The following is a 15,605-nucleotide window of genomic DNA, read 5'->3' as shown; positions in this document are numbered from 1 at the left end:
TGAGCCTAGGCCGGTCCAGCGCCGGTGAGTGCCCGGTAGGCCCGCTCGGGGCCGGGGTCGGTGCGCTGGTCGGCGCTGATCGCTGACAGGGTGCCTCGGCCCGTCCAGGCCGGATCGAGGAGCTCCGAAAGTGCCCGGGCGAGATCCTCGACGCCCGCCGCATTCGGGTCGAGCGCGCGTCCCGCATTCTCGCGCTCGATCGCTGCCGCCCCCGCGAACTGGTCGGTCGAGAACGGCAGCACGAGCAGGGGCACGCCCGCTCCGACGGCTTCGGTCACGGAGTTGTTGCCGCCGTGGGTGACGGCGGCGGTGGCGTGATCGAGCAGCCGCACCTGCGGCAGGTACTCGCGGACCAGCCAGCTCTGCGGGAGCGGCCCCAGCTCGGCCGCGTCCGTGGCGCCGGTCGAGATGGCGGCGCGGATGCCGATGCGGCGAAGTGCCTCGGCGACGCGTGCGAGCACGTCACCGCGAACGGACAGGAAGCTGCCGAAGCTCACATAGACGAACGGCTCGCCCGCAGCGAGCCACGCGGCTACCTCATCGTCTTCCGGTTCGGCGCGTCGGGTAGAACCGAGGAACACGTGCGGCGGAAGCACGCGTCCGTCGGTTCGGGCGAGCTCACCGGGATAGTTGTAGAGCACGCGCTCGCCGTGGGCCGCGAACGCGTCCTCGACGCCGGGCGCGTTCGAGTCGAGACGGGCGGCGACCTCGTTCCACTGCGCCGTGAATCTCTCGGAGACTTCGACGCAGACATCCCGCAGCGCCCGCTGTTCGTCCGTCGTCGGGGCGAAGGCGGCCGGCCACGCGGGCGGGAAGCCGTACACCTCGCCGGCCACCGGCAGGGCGCTCGGGTGGCCGAGCACGACATCGCCATACGAGATCCCAGCGGTGTGGAGCGCGAGCCGTGCGCTGAAGGCGAGGTGATCGACCAGGATCGCGTCGGGTGCGACATCCTCGATCACCGCGAGGGTCGCGCACGCACGATCCTCGGGCTGCCACATGAGGTCGGTCAGTCGTTCCCGGGCCTGATAGAGAAGCGTCGGGATCATGCCGTGGCGTGTCGCGTCGAAGAAGCCTTCCAGCGACGCCGCTTCCTCGGCCTGCTGCTGCGCCGTGCGGATGATGCCCGCATTCGCGCCGCGACCGAGGGGCAGATCGACCCGCCGGTACCCGAAGCGTTGCACGATGGGGTCCGTCGCAGGGCCCGTCGCCACGACAACCTCCTCGCCGCGCTCGCGCCACGCGGTTGCGAGGGTTGCCAGGGGGAGCAGGTGCGATGCGTAGTCGGGACTGATGACGAGCAGTGTCATGCCGCGCCCGCCGCCCGCACGAGTTCCGCTTCCTGCTCGGCGACCCGCCGATAGACCGGCGCGAGGGCTGCAGCCATCGCCTGGATCGTGAAGCGCTCGGCGACCATCGCCCGGGCTCGCTCAGCGATCGCCGGGTCTGCCAGCGCCGCTCGGTCGAGCGCTCGGTGTGTCGCCTCCTCCAGCGCCTGGGTGTCCCACGTGGCGGTGAGAAAGCCGGTGTCCTGATCGGCGACGTAGGTCGCCGGTCCGCCGCCATCGGGCGCGACGACGACGAGCCCGGTCGCGAGCGCCTCCAAGAGGGCAATCCCGAACTCTTCTTTGATGCTCGCGCACACGTAGACTCCGCAGCCCGCGACACTGCCGGGGATGCCGAGCCGTGCCGCCGCCACCCAGCGTGCGGCGACGTCATTCGGACGGTGTCCGGCGAGGATGAGGCCGCGTGCTGCGCGCTCGGTGGCAGGGACCGCCAGCTCGAGGCGATCCATCTGCTCCCGCTCATCCAGCGACGGGTTGTCGAGATCGCCGCCGATGATCAGCAGATTCGCGCGCTCGCTGAGGCTGCTGCCAGCCCACGTCTCGGCGAGGGTTGCCATCCCTTTCACGCGGTGCATGCGACCGACGCTGACAATCAGCGGCAGATCGCGGCGATCGGGGGCCAATTCGCCGACGAGCTCGACGAGCTCGACCAGCGCGGGATCGGCATCCGTCGCGCCGCCGGAAACGAGCGCGACCGATCGATCGACGACCTCCAGATCCACGCCCTCGGCGACGATCGTGTGCCGGTCGGGGACACTGTCGATGTCGATGCCCACGAGCGCGCGTATGTCGTCGGCGAGATTCGGGCGAGGAAACAGCACGCTGTGCGAGGCGGACCCCGCGAGCGAACGCACCAGGCTCGTGCGGAACCAGAAGTGCTCGGCGAGGTCGGTCTCACCGAAGTTCTCGCGCGTGAGCGTGCCGGCCCGGTCCAGCGACTGGATGACGCCGTGCGGATCGGGCGCGAGCGTGAAGACCGTCGGGATGCCGAGCTCGCGCGCGACGTCGGCAGCGGCGAGCGATCCGACATCTGCCATCCGCAGGTGCAGCACGTCGATGTGGCCGGCAGAGCGAAGCAGCCGACGGATGCCGCGCCGCGCCCGGACGCGCAACGGCCACGCTGCGGCCGACGGCATGGGACGCTCCGCGAGCGGAACATGCCCGTAGAGGTGCCCGCTCTCCAACGATGCGACATCGAGCAGGTCCGATGTGGCCTGCGCGATCGACCCCCGAGAGAGGGTGAGGACGCGTTCCACGACACCATGCTCGTGGGTCAGCGCGTCACCCAAGCGCACCAGCAGGGTAGCAATTCCGCCGTTGTCGCCCGAGCCCGCGGCGCTGAGCGACGGGTCGATGTCGGCGTGCAGGAACAGCTGCGCGATAGTGAGACCGCTGGGGGCCTCACCGGGAGCGGGTACCCGAGCCGGCTCCAGGTCAATGACCGCGAGGCGCGCGTGGTCCGAGAGGTCTCCACCGGCGGCGACGAGGTCCTCAAGCATCCGCCGTACGCCCGGCTCACCTGCGCGTTGACCCAGGGCAGCGACCGCAGCCTCGCGAACACCGGGATGCTCCGCGCCGTCACGAGCGATCGTCAGGAGCGTTCGCGTCGCGGAGGACTGGCGCACGAGGCCCAGCGTCTCGACCAGCCGTGCCCGGCCCGCGGCATCCGTCGCGCCTGCCGAGACCGCCAGCACCGACTCGAGGGCGACTGCCAGCACATCGCCCGCGGCCACCGACCACTTCTCGAGCGTGTGCTGCGCCAGCATCCCCGTGAACCCACCGCGCCGGACCAGGGCGATCAAGCGCGCGATCGCAGAGAACCGTGGCAGCCCCTGGCCGAGCGCCCACGCCGCGTGTTCGTGGATGAAGGGTCGGGGGTCGTCCAGAAGCGAGACCAGACGCGACGCGGCCTGTTCGTCGAACATCTCTGACAGGGCGTGCACCGCGGCAATCGCCGCGATATCGTCACCACCCGCCAGCGCTGCCGACAGCACGCGCAGGGTGCGCACCCCGGGATCGCGGCCCGCCTCGAAGGCGAGATCGTCGGCGGCGCGCAGCGCTTCGACGATCGTTGAAGCACCGGTGCCCCGGTCCATCGCTGCTTGAATCCCCATGGCGGACCTCTCTTGACCTGTCCCGGCACCGCCACCCGGACACCGTGATCGTACTGCCGTCGGGCGACCGTTGTGACTCGTCGCCCGTAGGGTTGACAACGCCACCGATCCGTGGCGTCTTCCCCCATCCGTGCAGTGCAGGAGATAGCGGTGTCCGTTCTCATCATCGGTGACGTTGGCGTGCTCGACGGCATGTTCCACATCGGCGACGAGGCGATGTTCGAGGTCGCCGTGGACGAGCTCGTCCAGCGCGGCCTCGCACCGGTTGGCGTGAGCTCGAATCCGACCGAAACCGCGGCGCGTTACGGCATCCCCGCGGTGGGGCGCCTCGGGTTCGCGGGGCTCGATCGCGCCCAGTCCGCCCGGCGCGCCGAGCACCTGCTCGCGGTCGGCGCAGGAATGGCCGAGCTCGAACCCGATGACCCGGCGCGGGAGGTTCTCGCGGCCCTGGACGGTGCGCGGATGCTCGTCAACGCCGGCGGCGGCAATCTCGCGACACGCTGGCACAGCCATGTGTTCGAGCGGAGCACCCTGGCGCGTCTAGCCCGGCTGAGAGGCCTGCCCGTCGTCGTCACGGGCCAGACGCTCGGCCCCGACCTCGATCTGCCCGACGACCAGATCGTGGCACGGATGCTGCGCGAGGCAGCCCTCGTGGGCGTCCGCGAGCCCGACACGGCAGCCCTGGTGGCGTCCTGGGGGCTGGCGGCGACACTCACCGTCGACGACGCGTCGTTCCTGGGTTTCGGGGAGGGCGATGCCGCAGGCGCAGAGGCGGCTCGTGCAGGAGTCGTTGTGAGCCTGTCAGGGTGGTTCGCAGGAAGGCCCGCTGACGAGGTCGAGCAGCACATCGCCGCGCTCGCGGATGCTGCGGCACGAACCGTCGGACCGGTGGCATTTCACGCACACTTCGGGCCGCTCGATCCCGCCGCACCGGCACGGGGCGACGCCGCGCTTCACGAGAGGATCCGGCAGCGGATGTCGGAGCCCTCGACCGTCATCCCGACCGGCACCTCCCGCGATGCGGCAGCGCTCGTGCGCGGGGCCGACCTGCTCATCACTGGCCGCTACCACCCCGCCGTCTTCGCGGCGCCGGCCGGCACTCCCGTGCTCGCGCTCTCGGCCGACCGCTACACCCGTATCAAGCTCGGCGGAGCCCTGGGGCACTGGGGTCAGACCGGCGTTCTCGATCTCGACGATCTGCCCGAGGCCCCCCAGCGGCTCACGACGCTTCTGGCCGACTCCACCGCCATCCGCGACGAGGCGGCAGCCCGCGGGCCCCGGCTGCGGGCAGCATCGCGCGCGTGGTGGGACCGAGTGGCGGCCTCCGCCCACAACTGACCTGTCGGCAGAAGACCTCCATCCCGGGACGGTCCGCCCTCGCTCGGTAGGATGGACTGGTGCCTGTGAACCCTGAACTGGTCGGGCGGGAGTTCCCGCCGACCGCCCCGTATCTGGTGGGACGCGAGAAGGTCCGGGAGTTCGCGCGAGCCGTGTTCGCTGGCGACCCTCAGCACACCGACCCCGACGCCGCGCGCGCCCTCGGGTACGCCGATGTCGTGGCCCCGCCGACCTTCGCGATGGTTATTCAAGACCTCACGCTGCAGCAGCTTCTCGCCGAGCCCGACTCCGGAATCGAGCTGCACCGACTCATCCACGCTGAGCAGCGCTTCGCCTACGCGCGTCCGATCGTCGCGGGCGACAAACTGGTCGCGACACTCGCGATCACGCAGGTGCGTCCGTTCGGCAAGGGCGCGATGGTCACGAGCGAGGCCACCATCACGGATGCCGATGACGCGCACGTCGTCACGGCGACCTCCGTGCTGCTGGTGGGAGGAGACGAGGAATGAGCGCGCACACCATCGACTCGGCCGAGCTCGCCGTGGGTGACATCGTCGCCGAGCGCACGGTGCACCTGACCCGTGAGTCTCTCGTGCGCTACGCGGGAGCATCCGGGGACTTCAATCCGATCCACTACCGCGATGACGTTGCGGCGTCGGTCGGGCTTCCCGGCGTTCTCGCGCACGGGATGCTCACGATGGGCCTGGCCGTCGAGACCGTCGTGCCCTGGCTCGGCGATGCCGGCCGCATCCTCGACTACGGTGTGCGCTTCACGCGGCCCGTGGTCGTCGACCCGGATGCCGGCGCCGACGTGGGCATCCGAGCGAAGGTGATCACGATCGACGACGACGCGATCACGATCGAGTTGAGCGTGACCGCCGCGGACACGGCAGTGCTGGGCAAGGCACGCCTGCGCGCCCGCCGAGGCTGATGCCCGAGGTCACGCCCAGGCCCCTGTCGAGCCTGACAACGCTTCGCACCGGCGGTGAACCCGCGCGGATGTGGGACGCGCACGATCGCGATGACCTCATCGCGGCGCTTCGTGCGGTCTGGGCAACGGGCGAGCCCTGGTTCGTCCTCGGGGGCGGGTCGAACCTTCTCGTCGGAGACGAGCCGTTTGAGGGCGCCGTGATCCGCATCCTGACCCGCGGCATCGAGCGGCTCCCCGCCCCGGCGCCGCAGGTTGCGCGCCTGCGCGTCCAAGCCGGCCACGACTGGGACGAGCTCGTCGCGTACACCGTGGCCGAGGGCCTCTCGGGCATCGCTGCGATGTCGGGCATTCCCGGAACCGTGGGTGCCGCACCCGTTCAGAACATCGGCGCCTACGGTCAGGAGATCGTGCAGACGCTCGTCGAGGTCGAACTGATCGATGAGAGCACCGGCGAGGTCTCGACCGTTCCCGCCGCCGACCTCGGCCTCGGCTTCCGCACGTCCGTCCTCAAGCATCACCACGGCTCCGAGCCGATCCGCCGTGCCGTCATCCTCTCTGTCACGCTCGACCTGCTCGAGGTAGGCCCGGCGCCGCGGCGGCTGCGCGGTGCACAGTTGCGGCAGGCGCTCGGCCTCGGTGACGAGGACGCTGTCACGTTGCAGTGGGTACGCGATCACGTCCTGGCGACCCGGGCCCGCAAAGGCATGGTGCTCGACGACGCCGATCCCGACACGTACAGTGCGGGCTCGTTCTTCCAGAACGCCGTGGTCTCGGCATCCGTCGCTCGAACGCTACCGCCGGAGTGCCCGCGGTGGCCCGTGCGGCCCGACGGGCTCGACGTGCCTGCCGATCCGGTGCGGATCATCCCGCTCGAGTCCTTCGACGGATATATCCCGCCCGCCGACACAACCGAGCCGGATGTCAAGGTCAGCGCCGCATGGCTCATCGAGCACTCCGGCATCCGCAAGGGCTTCCATCTGCCGCGCTCGCGTGCCGCACTCTCCAGCAAGCACGCGCTCGCTCTCACCAACCACGCCGGCGCGACAGCCGCCGAGATCGCCGAGCTCGCGCGCTTCATTCAGGGCCGGGTGCAGGCCGAGTTCGGGCTCATCCTGCAGCCTGAACCCGTGCTCGTCGACGTCGATCTCTAGGCCTGCCCGGCTGCTCCTCGCCCGGGAGCTTTCGACGCAACGCCGTGTCGGTGCCGTCGCAACGGCGCATCGATTCTCTGACACCCCGGTGTATGGCGCCTCTGCCCGGGGTGTCGGGCAAAGGATGCGCCGTTACGCCCACGCAGGCGGGCCGGCGGGAGCGGCCGCTGCCTAGGAGAACAGATCCTGCATCCGGCGCAGGCCCTCGAGGAGGGCGTCGTCGCCGAGCGCGTACGACATCCGCAGGTAGCCGCTCGGACCGAAAGCCTCGCCGGGCACGACAGCGACTTCGATCTGGTCGAGGACGAGGTCGGCCAGTTCGAGCGACGTCTCCACGCGGATGCCGCGCCACTCGCGTCCGAGCAGGCCGCGCACGTCCGGGTACGCGTAGAACGCCCCAAGCGGAGTCGGAACTGTCACGCCGGGAATCTTCGCGAGTTCCGCAACGATGACGCGACGGCGGCGGTCGAAGGCTTCGCGCATCCGCTCGGCCTCGTCCTGCGGCCCGGTGAGCGCCGCGATCGCGGCCCGCTGCGCAATGTTGTTGACGTTGCTCGTCAGGTGCGACTGCAGGTTCGCGGCGAGCTTCATGGCATCGGCGGGACCGACCATCCAGCCCACGCGCCACCCCGTCATGGCGTACGTCTTGGCAACGCCGTTGACGAGGATCGTCTGCTGCGCGAGCTCGGGGACGGCCTCGACGATCGAGACCGCACGGGCGCCGTCGTAGACGAGGTGCTGGTAGATCTCATCCGTGATGACCCAGATCCCGTGGGCGAGGGCCCACTCACCGATCGCGCGGGTCTCTTCCTCCGTATAGACCGAGCCGGTCGGGTTCGACGGCGACACGAAGACCAGGGTGGTCGTCCGGTCGGTGCGCGCGGCCTCGAGCTGTTCGACGGTGACCTTGTAGTCCTGGTCAGCCCCGGCGAACACCTCGACCGGGATGCCGTCGGCGAGCTGAATCGCTTCGGGATATGTGGTCCAGTACGGCGCCGGCAGGAGCACCTCGTCGCCCGGGTTCACAACGGTCTGGAAGGCCTGGTAGACCGCCTGCTTGCCGCCGTTGGTGACGATCACCTGCGAGGGCGCAACCTCCAGCGCTGAGTCGCGCCGGGTCTTGTCTGCGATCGCCTGACGCAGGTCCGGGAGGCCCGCGGCGGGCGTGTACCGGAAGTTCTTGGGGTCGTGGAGCGCGTCGGCAGCGGCATCCACGACGAACTGCGGCGTCGGGAAGTCCGGCTCGCCCGCGGCGTAGCTGATGACGGGCCGCCCCGCGGCCTGAAGCGCCTTCGCCTTCGCATCGACTTTCAGGGTCGCGGACTCGGCGATGGCGGATAGTTTGCGAGACAGGGGAGTGCGGTCGGTCACGAGAACACATCGTAGTCGGGGGTCGTGATCCTCGCCCGAGTGTGCGCCGTGTTCCATCCGGGGGTCTGCAGGCATCCACCGAATGGGGGATGCCGGCCCCGCCCAATGGCCGCTGGTGCGGGAGTGGTTGACACGGAACGCTGGAGGCATGGAAAACGATGCGGTGCGGGTGCGGAACCTGCGCAAGACCTACGGATCACGAGCAGCCGTCGATGACGTCTCGTTCGAGATCTCGGCGGGAGAGACGTTCGCTCTGCTCGGTCCCAACGGGGCTGGTAAGTCGACGACCGTCGAGATTCTCGAGGGATACCGGCGACGCACGAGCGGCGAGGTCGACGTTCTCGGCGTCGACCCCAACCACGGCGGCCTGGATTGGAAGTCCCGACTCGGCATCGTGCTGCAGTCCACGGGTAACGCTGCCACGTTCACGGTGCGGGAGCAGCTGCGCCAGTTCGCGGGCTACTACCCGCGTGCCCGTGACGTCGAAGAGGTCATCGCCGCCGTCGGCCTGCAAGAGAAGGCGAACACACGCATCGCGAAGCTCTCGGGCGGCCAGCAGCGCCGCGTCGATGTCGCTCTCGGGATCATCGGTTCGCCCGAGCTGCTCTTTCTCGATGAGCCCACGACCGGGTTCGACCCGCAAGCACGCCGCGAATTCTGGGCCCTCATCAAGCGTCTTCAGAACGACGGCACAACCATCCTGCTCACCACGCACTACCTCGATGAGGCCGCTCAGTTGGCCGATCGTGTCGCGGTGATCGACCGTGGGCGGCTGCAGGCGATCGGCCCCGTCGCGACGTTCGGGGGAGACCAGGCGCGCATGCCGGTGGTCTCCTGGACCGAGGCTGGCACGCGCTACCAGGAGCGGGTCGCGCGACCGGCAGAATTCGTTCGCGCACTGGTCGAGCGTCTCGGCGGCGAGCCGGAGGACGTGGAGATCCGCCGTCCGAGCTTGGAAGACATTTACCTGGAGATGGTCACCGAGGCTGCAGACGAGTCCGTCGTGCCCAGCGCGGCGGCAACAGACACGGAGGTATCGGCATGAGCACTGTGGTTATGGCCCGTCGCGGAGCGCCGGCGAACCTCATCACGCAAGGAGTCCGGCGCGTCGGCTACGAGATTCGCGGGTACACACGGTCGTTCGAGACCGTCTTCTTCACGTTCCTGTTTCCGATCCTCATGCTCGGACTCTTCAGCGTCGTCTTCGGCGGTGACGGAGCGACCAGCTATGGGCCGGGACTCCCCGCGATCCCCGCTGTGCAGATGTACCTGCCGGGGCTGCTGGCCGCGGGCGTGCTGCTCTCGGGGCTCCAGAATCTCGCGATCGACATTGCGCTGGAACGCCACGACGGCACCCTCAAGCGCCTCGGCGGAACACCCCTGGCGCCGGTCAGCTACTTCATCGGCAAGATCGGCCAGGTTCTTGCGACGGCCATCGCTCAGGTCATCGCGCTCCTGCTCTTCGCCGTGTTCGTACTGGGGGCGACTCTGCCCGACACCGTGGATGCGTGGATGACGTTCGCCTGGGTGTTCCTCCTCGGGCTGTCCACGTCGGCGCTGCTGGGCATCGCGATCTCGGCGATCCCGCGGTCAACGCGTGGCGCCTCGGCGGTCGTCATCCCGGTGGTCCTCATCCTGCAGTTCATCTCCGGTGTGTACATGTTCTTCTGGCTGCTGCCCGAGTGGCTGCAGAACGTCGCGAATCTGCTCCCGCTCGCGTGGATGGCCAAGGGTATGCGTGCCGTGTTCCTCCCGCCCGAGTACGCCGCGCTCGAGCAGAACGGGCAGTGGGATCTGGGGATGACGGCGATCGTGCTGGCGATCTGGCTCGTGGTTGGACTCGTGCTCAGTCGCGTCACCTTCCGCTGGATTCGCCGCGACGCGTAGCCTGACAACGGTCAACCGGATCAGGGAGAGAGCGCGGCGATGACCGAGAAAAAGTGGTGGGATCTTGCCGTTCCCCTCTTCTCGGCTCTCATCGCCGCGCTCGTGGTCTTTGCGATCGACGGTGTCGGGAGCCCCGATGGTGTTATCGCCGCCGGGAGCGCCGCCGTCTTCGTCGTCGCCTACTTCCTCTGGGGGCGCGCTCTCCTCGCCACGTTCTCTCGGCCACGTGCGATCGCCTTTTTCGCGACAATGACGGTGAGCTTGGCAGTAGCCGTGGCGGCGTCGCCCTTCATGGCGATCATGCAAACGCTCGCGTACCCGCTGGCGTGGGTGACAACCCGCAGCCGCCGAGGAGGAATCGCGGGTTCGGTCCTCATCGGAGCCAGCGTGTTCATTGGGTTCGCAGCGCCCGCGGGGTTCGATGCGGGAGGACTTCTATCGGGCCTGGTCTCCGGCGGACTCTCCGTGATCTTCGCGTGCGCCCTGGGACTGTGGATCACGAGCATCGCCGAGTACGGCGCGGAACGAGCGCAGCTGCTGACCGAGCTCACCGCCGCGCAAGGCGAACTCGCCACGCTGAACCACGAGCGCGGGGTCGCGGCCGAGCGCGAGCGCGTTTCCCGAGACATCCACGACACCCTTGCTCAAACACTCGCGGGGCTGGTCCTGCTCAGTGAGCGCGCCAGCAGACAGTCGCGTGAAGGTGATGTGGTTGCCGCGACCGCGAGTATCGCCACCGTCGAGCAGACCGCTCGCGAGGCTCTGGCAGAAGCGCGGGCTCTCGTCGCGCAGACAGCTGCCGTTCCCGCCGACGATGCGCTCGCCGCAGCGATCGAACGGCTTGCGGAGAGGTTCCGGCGCGAGGCCGATTTGGTGATCACTCTCGAGATTTCAGAGACGATCGCCCTCGACCGGGAAGCGCAGGTGGTGTTGCTGCGATGTCTGCAGGAGGCCCTCGCTAACGTGCGAAAGCACGCGGAGGCTTCAACGGTCTCCGTCGTGGTGGGTGAGGATGAAGGCTTCGTCGTTCTGCACGTCAGTGATGATGGCGTCGGATTCGATCCCGATGCGCCCCGGTCAGGGTTCGGTCTCGACGGAATGCTCGATCGCGTCGCGCTCGCGGGGGGAAGTGTCGAGATCGACGCGAAGGAGAACAAGGGCGTGGTCGTCTCCGTGCGGCTGCCGAGAGAGGGATTCGGCGCATGATTCGACTGCTGATCGCCGACGACCACCCCGTCGTCCGCGCCGGTCTCGCGGGGCTGTTCGCCGATGAGGAAGGCTTCGAGGTTGTCGGTGAGGCCATCGACGGAGCCGCCGCGATCGATATCGCCGCGAAGGAGCGGCCGGACGTGGTGCTCATGGACCTGCGAATGCCCGTGCTGGACGGGGTGGCCGCCACCGCTCGGATCGTGGCGTTGGACGCGCCCGCGCCCCGGGTCCTGATCCTCACGACCTATGAGAGCGACGACCAGATCCTCGCGGCCATCGAGGCAGGCGCGGCGGGCTACCTCCTCAAGGCGGCGCCCCAAGACGAGATCGTGGCGGGCATCCGCTCGGTTGCAGCGGGGCAGACGGCGCTCTCGCCGGCGGTCGCGGCCCGGCTCGTGTCACGGATGCGGGAACCCGCGGCATCCGTGACTCTGACGCCGCGCGAGATCGAGGTGTTGCGGCTCGTGGCCCGGGGGCGCAGCAACAAACTCATCGGTGCCGATCTCGGAATCGGCGAGTCGACAGTGAAGACCCACCTGCTCAAGGTCTTCGAGAAGCTCGAGGTGGCCGACCGCACGCACGCCGTGACCGTGGCCATGGAGCGCGGCATTCTCTAGCGCCCCTGCACCCTTCCGGCGAACCCACACCCATCGGCGCGAACCCACAGGTTTCGCGCGCCGATAGGTGTGGGTTCGGCATGGAAGGTGTGGGTTCGGCAGAGGAGAGGGATGGCGCCGGTAGCAGGGATGAAACGGAGTGTCACGTATGATGATCCTCAGTTTCATTTCTCCATGAAAGCGAGTTCGTCATGGCTGACACCTCCGCCTACGTCCCTCCCGTCGATGACTATGCGTTTCTGTTCGCTGAGGCGTTCGGCGAGGACGTCGTTGCCCGTGCCACCGGCGGTGCGCTGTCGGCAGAGGATGCCGTCGACGCGCTGGCAGCGGCGGGTGAGCTGGCATCCGAGGTGCTCGCGCCACTGAACATGTCGGGTGACCGCGAGGGGGTGACGGTCATCGACGGCCAGGCGAAGACCCCGGCCGGCTTCCCCGAGGCGTACCGTGCCGTCGTCGAGGCGGGCTGGATCACCGCCGAGGCCCCCGAGTCCGCCGGTGGCGATGGGCTCCCCGCCCTCGTTCAGGCGGGGCTCGGCGAGATGTGGAACGCTGCCAACACCTCGTTCGCCCTCTGTAGTGCGCTCACCACCGGCGCGATCCACGCGCTGGATGCCTACGCCTCCGACGAGCTGCGCGAGCAATACCTGACCAAGCTCGTCAGCGGCGAGTGGACCGGCACCATGAACCTCACCGAGCCGCAGGCGGGCACCGACCTCGGGGCGATCCGCACGATGGCCACGCCCAACGATGACGGCACCTGGTCGTTGAAGGGTCAGAAGATCTTCATCACGTGGGGCGATCACGACGTTGCAGACAACATCGTGCACCTCGTGCTTGCGCGCACCCCGGATGCCCCCGCAGGGGCGAAGGGCATTTCGCTGTTCGTTGCGCCGAAGTTCCTCCCCGACGCGTCAGGGGCGCCGGGGGAGCGCAACGCCATCACGACTGTTTCGGTCGAGCACAAGCTCGGCATCCACGGCAGCCCGACCTGCGTCCTGGACTACGACGGCGCAACCGGCTTCCTCGTCGGAGAACTCCACGGGGGACTGGCCGGAATGTTCGTCATGATGAACTCCGCGCGCGTGGGCATGGGGCTGCAGGCTACCGGCATCAGCGACCGTGCCTACCAGCGCTCGCGGGCGTATGCCGAGGAGCGCATGCAGGGTTCCGTCCTGGATCGCCCAGACGGAACCCCGATCGCCGAGCACCCCGATGTGCGCCGCCTGCTGCTGTCGATGTCGAGCGAGATCAGCGCCATGCGCGCACTCGGCGTCTACGTTGGCGACCTCTTCGATCGCGCGGAGGATGCCGACGGCATCCGTCTTGCCGAGCTGTTCGTCCCGATCTTCAAGGGGTGGACGACCGAGGAGGCGCTACGGATCACGTCGGATGCGATCCAGGTGCACGGCGGCATGGGCTTCATCGAGGAATCCGGAGCGCCCCAGCACTACCGCGACGCCCGCATCATGCCGATCTACGAGGGCACGACCGCGATCCAGTCCAACGATCTCATCGGCCGCAAGGTCATCCGTGACGGCGGAGCGACAGTCGCCCGCGTGCTCGACGAGGTCGCCGAGGCCACCGCCGCGCTCGAGGGACTCGACCACCCGGTCGCGGCGCGCACCGCAGAGCGCCTCGAACGCGCCCGCGTGGCGGCCGAGGCGGCCACGGCACAGCTGATCGCGTTCGGGATGACCCGCGACGCATATGCCGTGAGCGTCCCGTACCTCATGCTCCTCGGGTTCGTCGCCGGCGGGTTGATGCACGCGCGGATGCTCGCTGCCACGCTCGCTCACGAGACTCAGACGGATGCCGACGCCCGCCGCATCCGTGATGCCGACGCGTATGGCGCGCATCACCTGTCGCGCGTCGCGGGGCTCGCCGACGTCGTTGCCGCCGGCGAGATCGGCTGACGAGCCCGCGCAGAGCTCACTGGTTGGCACGTGCGCGGAGTGGGAGCGCGGCACCGCCTGAGTGCTCGCGCGCCGACATGACGGATGCCCCGGACGGCGTCGTCCGGGGCATCCGTGTCTGGTCGATGATCAGCTGAACTGGTTCATCGTGTTCTGCTGACCGCCGGCCTTCAGGGCGGCATCGCCGGCGAAGTACTCCTTGTGGTTGTCGCCGATGTCGCTGCCTGCCATGTTCTGGTGCTTGACGGTGGCGATGCCCTCGCGGATCTCGCGGCGCTGCACACCTCGCACGTAGGCGAGCATTCCCTCGTCGCCGAAGTACCCCTTGGCCAGGTCATCGGTCGACAGGGCAGCCGTGTGGTAGGTCGGCAGGGTGATGAGGTGGTGGAAGATCCCGGCCCGGGCAGACCCGTCGCGCTGGAACGTGCGGATCTTCTCGTCGGCCAGGCGTGCGAGCTCGGTGCCGTCGTACTCCACGCTCATGAGGTCTGACCGGTCGTAGGCCGAGACATCCTTCCCCTCCGCGGCGAGCGTGTCGTAGGCCTGCTGACGGAAGTTGAGCGTCCAGTTGAACGACGGGCTGTTGTTGTAGACGAGCTTCGCGTTCGGGATCTCCTCCCGAATCGCGTCGACCATCCCCGCGATCTGCTCCACGTGCGGCTTCTCGGTCTCGATCCACAGCAGGTCGGCGCCGTTTCGCAGCGACGTGATGCAGTCCAGCACGCAGCGCTGTTCACCGGTGCCGGAACGGAACTGGTAGAGGTTGCTGGGCAGACGCTTGGGTCGCAGCAGCTTCCCGTCCCGCTTGATGATGACATCCCCGTTGCCGAGCTCGGCCTCCGAGATCTCCTCGACATCCAGGAAGGAGTTGTACTGGTCACCGAGATCGCCCGGCTGGTGGGTGACGGCGAGCTTCTGCGTCAGCCCCGCGCCGAGCGAGTCGGTGCGGGCGACGATGATGCCGTTGTCGATTCCGAGCTCGAGGAAGGCGTAGCGCACCGCGGTGAGCTTGGCGATGAAGTCCTCGTGCGGAACCGTCACCTTGCCGTCCTGGTGGCCGCACTGCTTCTCATCCGAGACCTGGTTCTCGATCTGGATGGCGCAGGCGCCGGCCTCGATCATCTTCTTGGCCAGCAGATACGTGGCCTCGGGGTTTCCGAAGCCGGCATCGATGTCGGCGATGATCGGCACGACGTGGGTCTCGTACGTGTCGATCTGCGACTGGATGAACTCGGCTGCCGTCTCGTCGCCTGCGGCGCGGGCTGCGTCGAGCTTCGTGAACAGCAGATCGAGCTCGCGGGCATCGGCCTGGCGCAGGAACGTGTACAGCTCTTCGATGAGGGCCGGCACCGCCGTCTTCTCATGCATCGACTGATCGGGCAGGGGCCCGAACTCCGAGCGGAGAGCTGCGACCATCCACCCCGAGAGGTAGAGGTAGCGCTTGTTCGTGCTCTTGAGGTGCTTCTTGATCGAGATCAGCTTCTGCTGGCCGATGAAGCCGTGCCAGACACCGAGTGACTGGGTGTACAGCGAGGAATCGGCGTCGTACTCGGCCATATCGCGGCGCATGATGTCGGCGGTGTACTGCGCGATCTCCAGCCCCGTACGGAAGCGGTTCTGGGCCCGCATCCGTGCGACGGACTCGGGGCTGATGGCATCCCAGCTGGAGCCGTGCTGCTGCTTGAGGTCCTGGATGGCGGCGATGTCGTCCTGGTAGGCGGTCATGTC

The 15,605-nt window shown here is 68.6% G+C and carries 13 protein-coding genes; 9 read left to right on the top strand and 4 right to left on the bottom strand.

The window, feature by feature from the left end; translation table 11 throughout:
• Positions 1 to 5: 5 nt before the first annotated feature.
• Positions 6 to 1,310: a nucleotide disphospho-sugar-binding domain-containing protein gene (locus IT882_RS12835; RefSeq protein WP_195692175.1), complete on the bottom strand. Its 1,305-nt coding sequence runs from the start codon at positions 1,308 to 1,310 to the stop codon at positions 6 to 8.
• Positions 1,307 to 3,460 (bottom strand): glycosyltransferase, encoded by a 2,154-nt coding sequence (locus IT882_RS12830; protein ID WP_195692174.1) that lies wholly within the window; start codon positions 3,458 to 3,460, stop codon positions 1,307 to 1,309. The genes IT882_RS12835 and IT882_RS12830 overlap by 4 nt, the downstream gene beginning before the upstream one ends.
• Before the next feature lie 150 nt (positions 3,461 to 3,610).
• On the opposite strand from IT882_RS12830, the gene IT882_RS12825 reads away from it, so the two are divergent.
• Genes IT882_RS12825 through IT882_RS12810 form a run of 4 tightly spaced genes read left to right on the top strand, consistent with a single transcriptional unit; the run spans position 3,611 to position 6,880 of the window.
• A complete protein-coding gene (locus IT882_RS12825; RefSeq protein ID WP_195692173.1) occupies positions 3,611 to 4,798 on the top strand; it encodes a polysaccharide pyruvyl transferase family protein in 1,188 nt (395 codons plus the stop codon).
• Positions 4,799 to 4,857: 59 nt separating this feature from the next.
• Complete coding sequence (locus IT882_RS12820; protein ID WP_195692172.1) at positions 4,858 to 5,307, top strand: FAS1-like dehydratase domain-containing protein; 450 nt, start codon at positions 4,858 to 4,860, stop codon at positions 5,305 to 5,307.
• Positions 5,304 to 5,729, top strand: coding sequence for a MaoC/PaaZ C-terminal domain-containing protein (locus tag IT882_RS12815; protein WP_195692171.1), 426 nt, complete (start codon positions 5,304 to 5,306; stop codon positions 5,727 to 5,729). The genes IT882_RS12820 and IT882_RS12815 overlap by 4 nt, the downstream gene beginning before the upstream one ends.
• Positions 5,729 to 6,880 (top strand): UDP-N-acetylmuramate dehydrogenase, encoded by a 1,152-nt coding sequence (locus tag IT882_RS12810; RefSeq protein WP_195692170.1) that lies wholly within the window; start codon positions 5,729 to 5,731, stop codon positions 6,878 to 6,880. The genes IT882_RS12815 and IT882_RS12810 overlap by 1 nt, the downstream gene beginning before the upstream one ends.
• 171 nt (positions 6,881 to 7,051) lie before the next feature.
• Here the strand turns inward: IT882_RS12810 and IT882_RS12805 are convergent, their stop codons facing one another.
• The gene (locus IT882_RS12805; RefSeq protein ID WP_195692169.1) at positions 7,052 to 8,251 is read right to left on the bottom strand and encodes a pyridoxal phosphate-dependent aminotransferase; all 1,200 of its coding nucleotides are present in this window, start codon (positions 8,249 to 8,251) and stop codon (positions 7,052 to 7,054) included.
• A 148-nt stretch (positions 8,252 to 8,399) separates the two neighbouring features.
• Between IT882_RS12805 and IT882_RS12800 the strand changes: the two genes are divergently transcribed.
• The 5 genes from IT882_RS12800 (at position 8,400) to IT882_RS12780 (ending at position 13,877) form a co-directional block, all read left to right on the top strand.
• On the top strand, positions 8,400 to 9,296 hold the full coding sequence (locus IT882_RS12800; protein ID WP_195692168.1) for an ABC transporter ATP-binding protein: 897 nt from the start codon (positions 8,400 to 8,402) through the stop codon (positions 9,294 to 9,296).
• Entirely contained in the window at positions 9,293 to 10,138 is an 846-nt protein-coding gene (locus tag IT882_RS12795) for an ABC transporter permease (protein ID WP_195692167.1), read from the top strand. Before IT882_RS12800 ends, IT882_RS12795 begins: the two co-directional genes overlap by 4 nt.
• A gap of 39 nt (positions 10,139 to 10,177) precedes the next feature.
• A complete protein-coding gene (locus IT882_RS12790) occupies positions 10,178 to 11,344 on the top strand; it encodes a sensor histidine kinase (protein ID WP_195692166.1) in 1,167 nt (388 codons plus the stop codon).
• Positions 11,341 to 11,964, top strand: coding sequence for a response regulator (locus tag IT882_RS12785; protein ID WP_195692165.1), 624 nt, complete (start codon positions 11,341 to 11,343; stop codon positions 11,962 to 11,964). Before IT882_RS12790 ends, IT882_RS12785 begins: the two co-directional genes overlap by 4 nt.
• A gap of 191 nt (positions 11,965 to 12,155) precedes the next feature.
• A complete protein-coding gene (locus tag IT882_RS12780) occupies positions 12,156 to 13,877 on the top strand; it encodes an acyl-CoA dehydrogenase (RefSeq protein ID WP_195692164.1) in 1,722 nt (573 codons plus the stop codon).
• Between the two features lie 129 nt (positions 13,878 to 14,006).
• Here the strand turns inward: IT882_RS12780 and IT882_RS12775 are convergent, their stop codons facing one another.
• A complete protein-coding gene (locus IT882_RS12775) occupies positions 14,007 to 15,602 on the bottom strand; it encodes an isocitrate lyase (RefSeq protein ID WP_195692163.1) in 1,596 nt (531 codons plus the stop codon).
• Between the last annotated feature and the right edge of the window lie 3 nt (positions 15,603 to 15,605).

This window comes from Microbacterium schleiferi, from assembly GCF_015565955.1.
Taxonomy (GTDB): Bacteria; Actinomycetota; Actinomycetes; order Actinomycetales; family Microbacteriaceae; genus Microbacterium; species Microbacterium schleiferi_A.
This window is presented reverse-complemented; position numbering and strand designations above follow the sequence as displayed.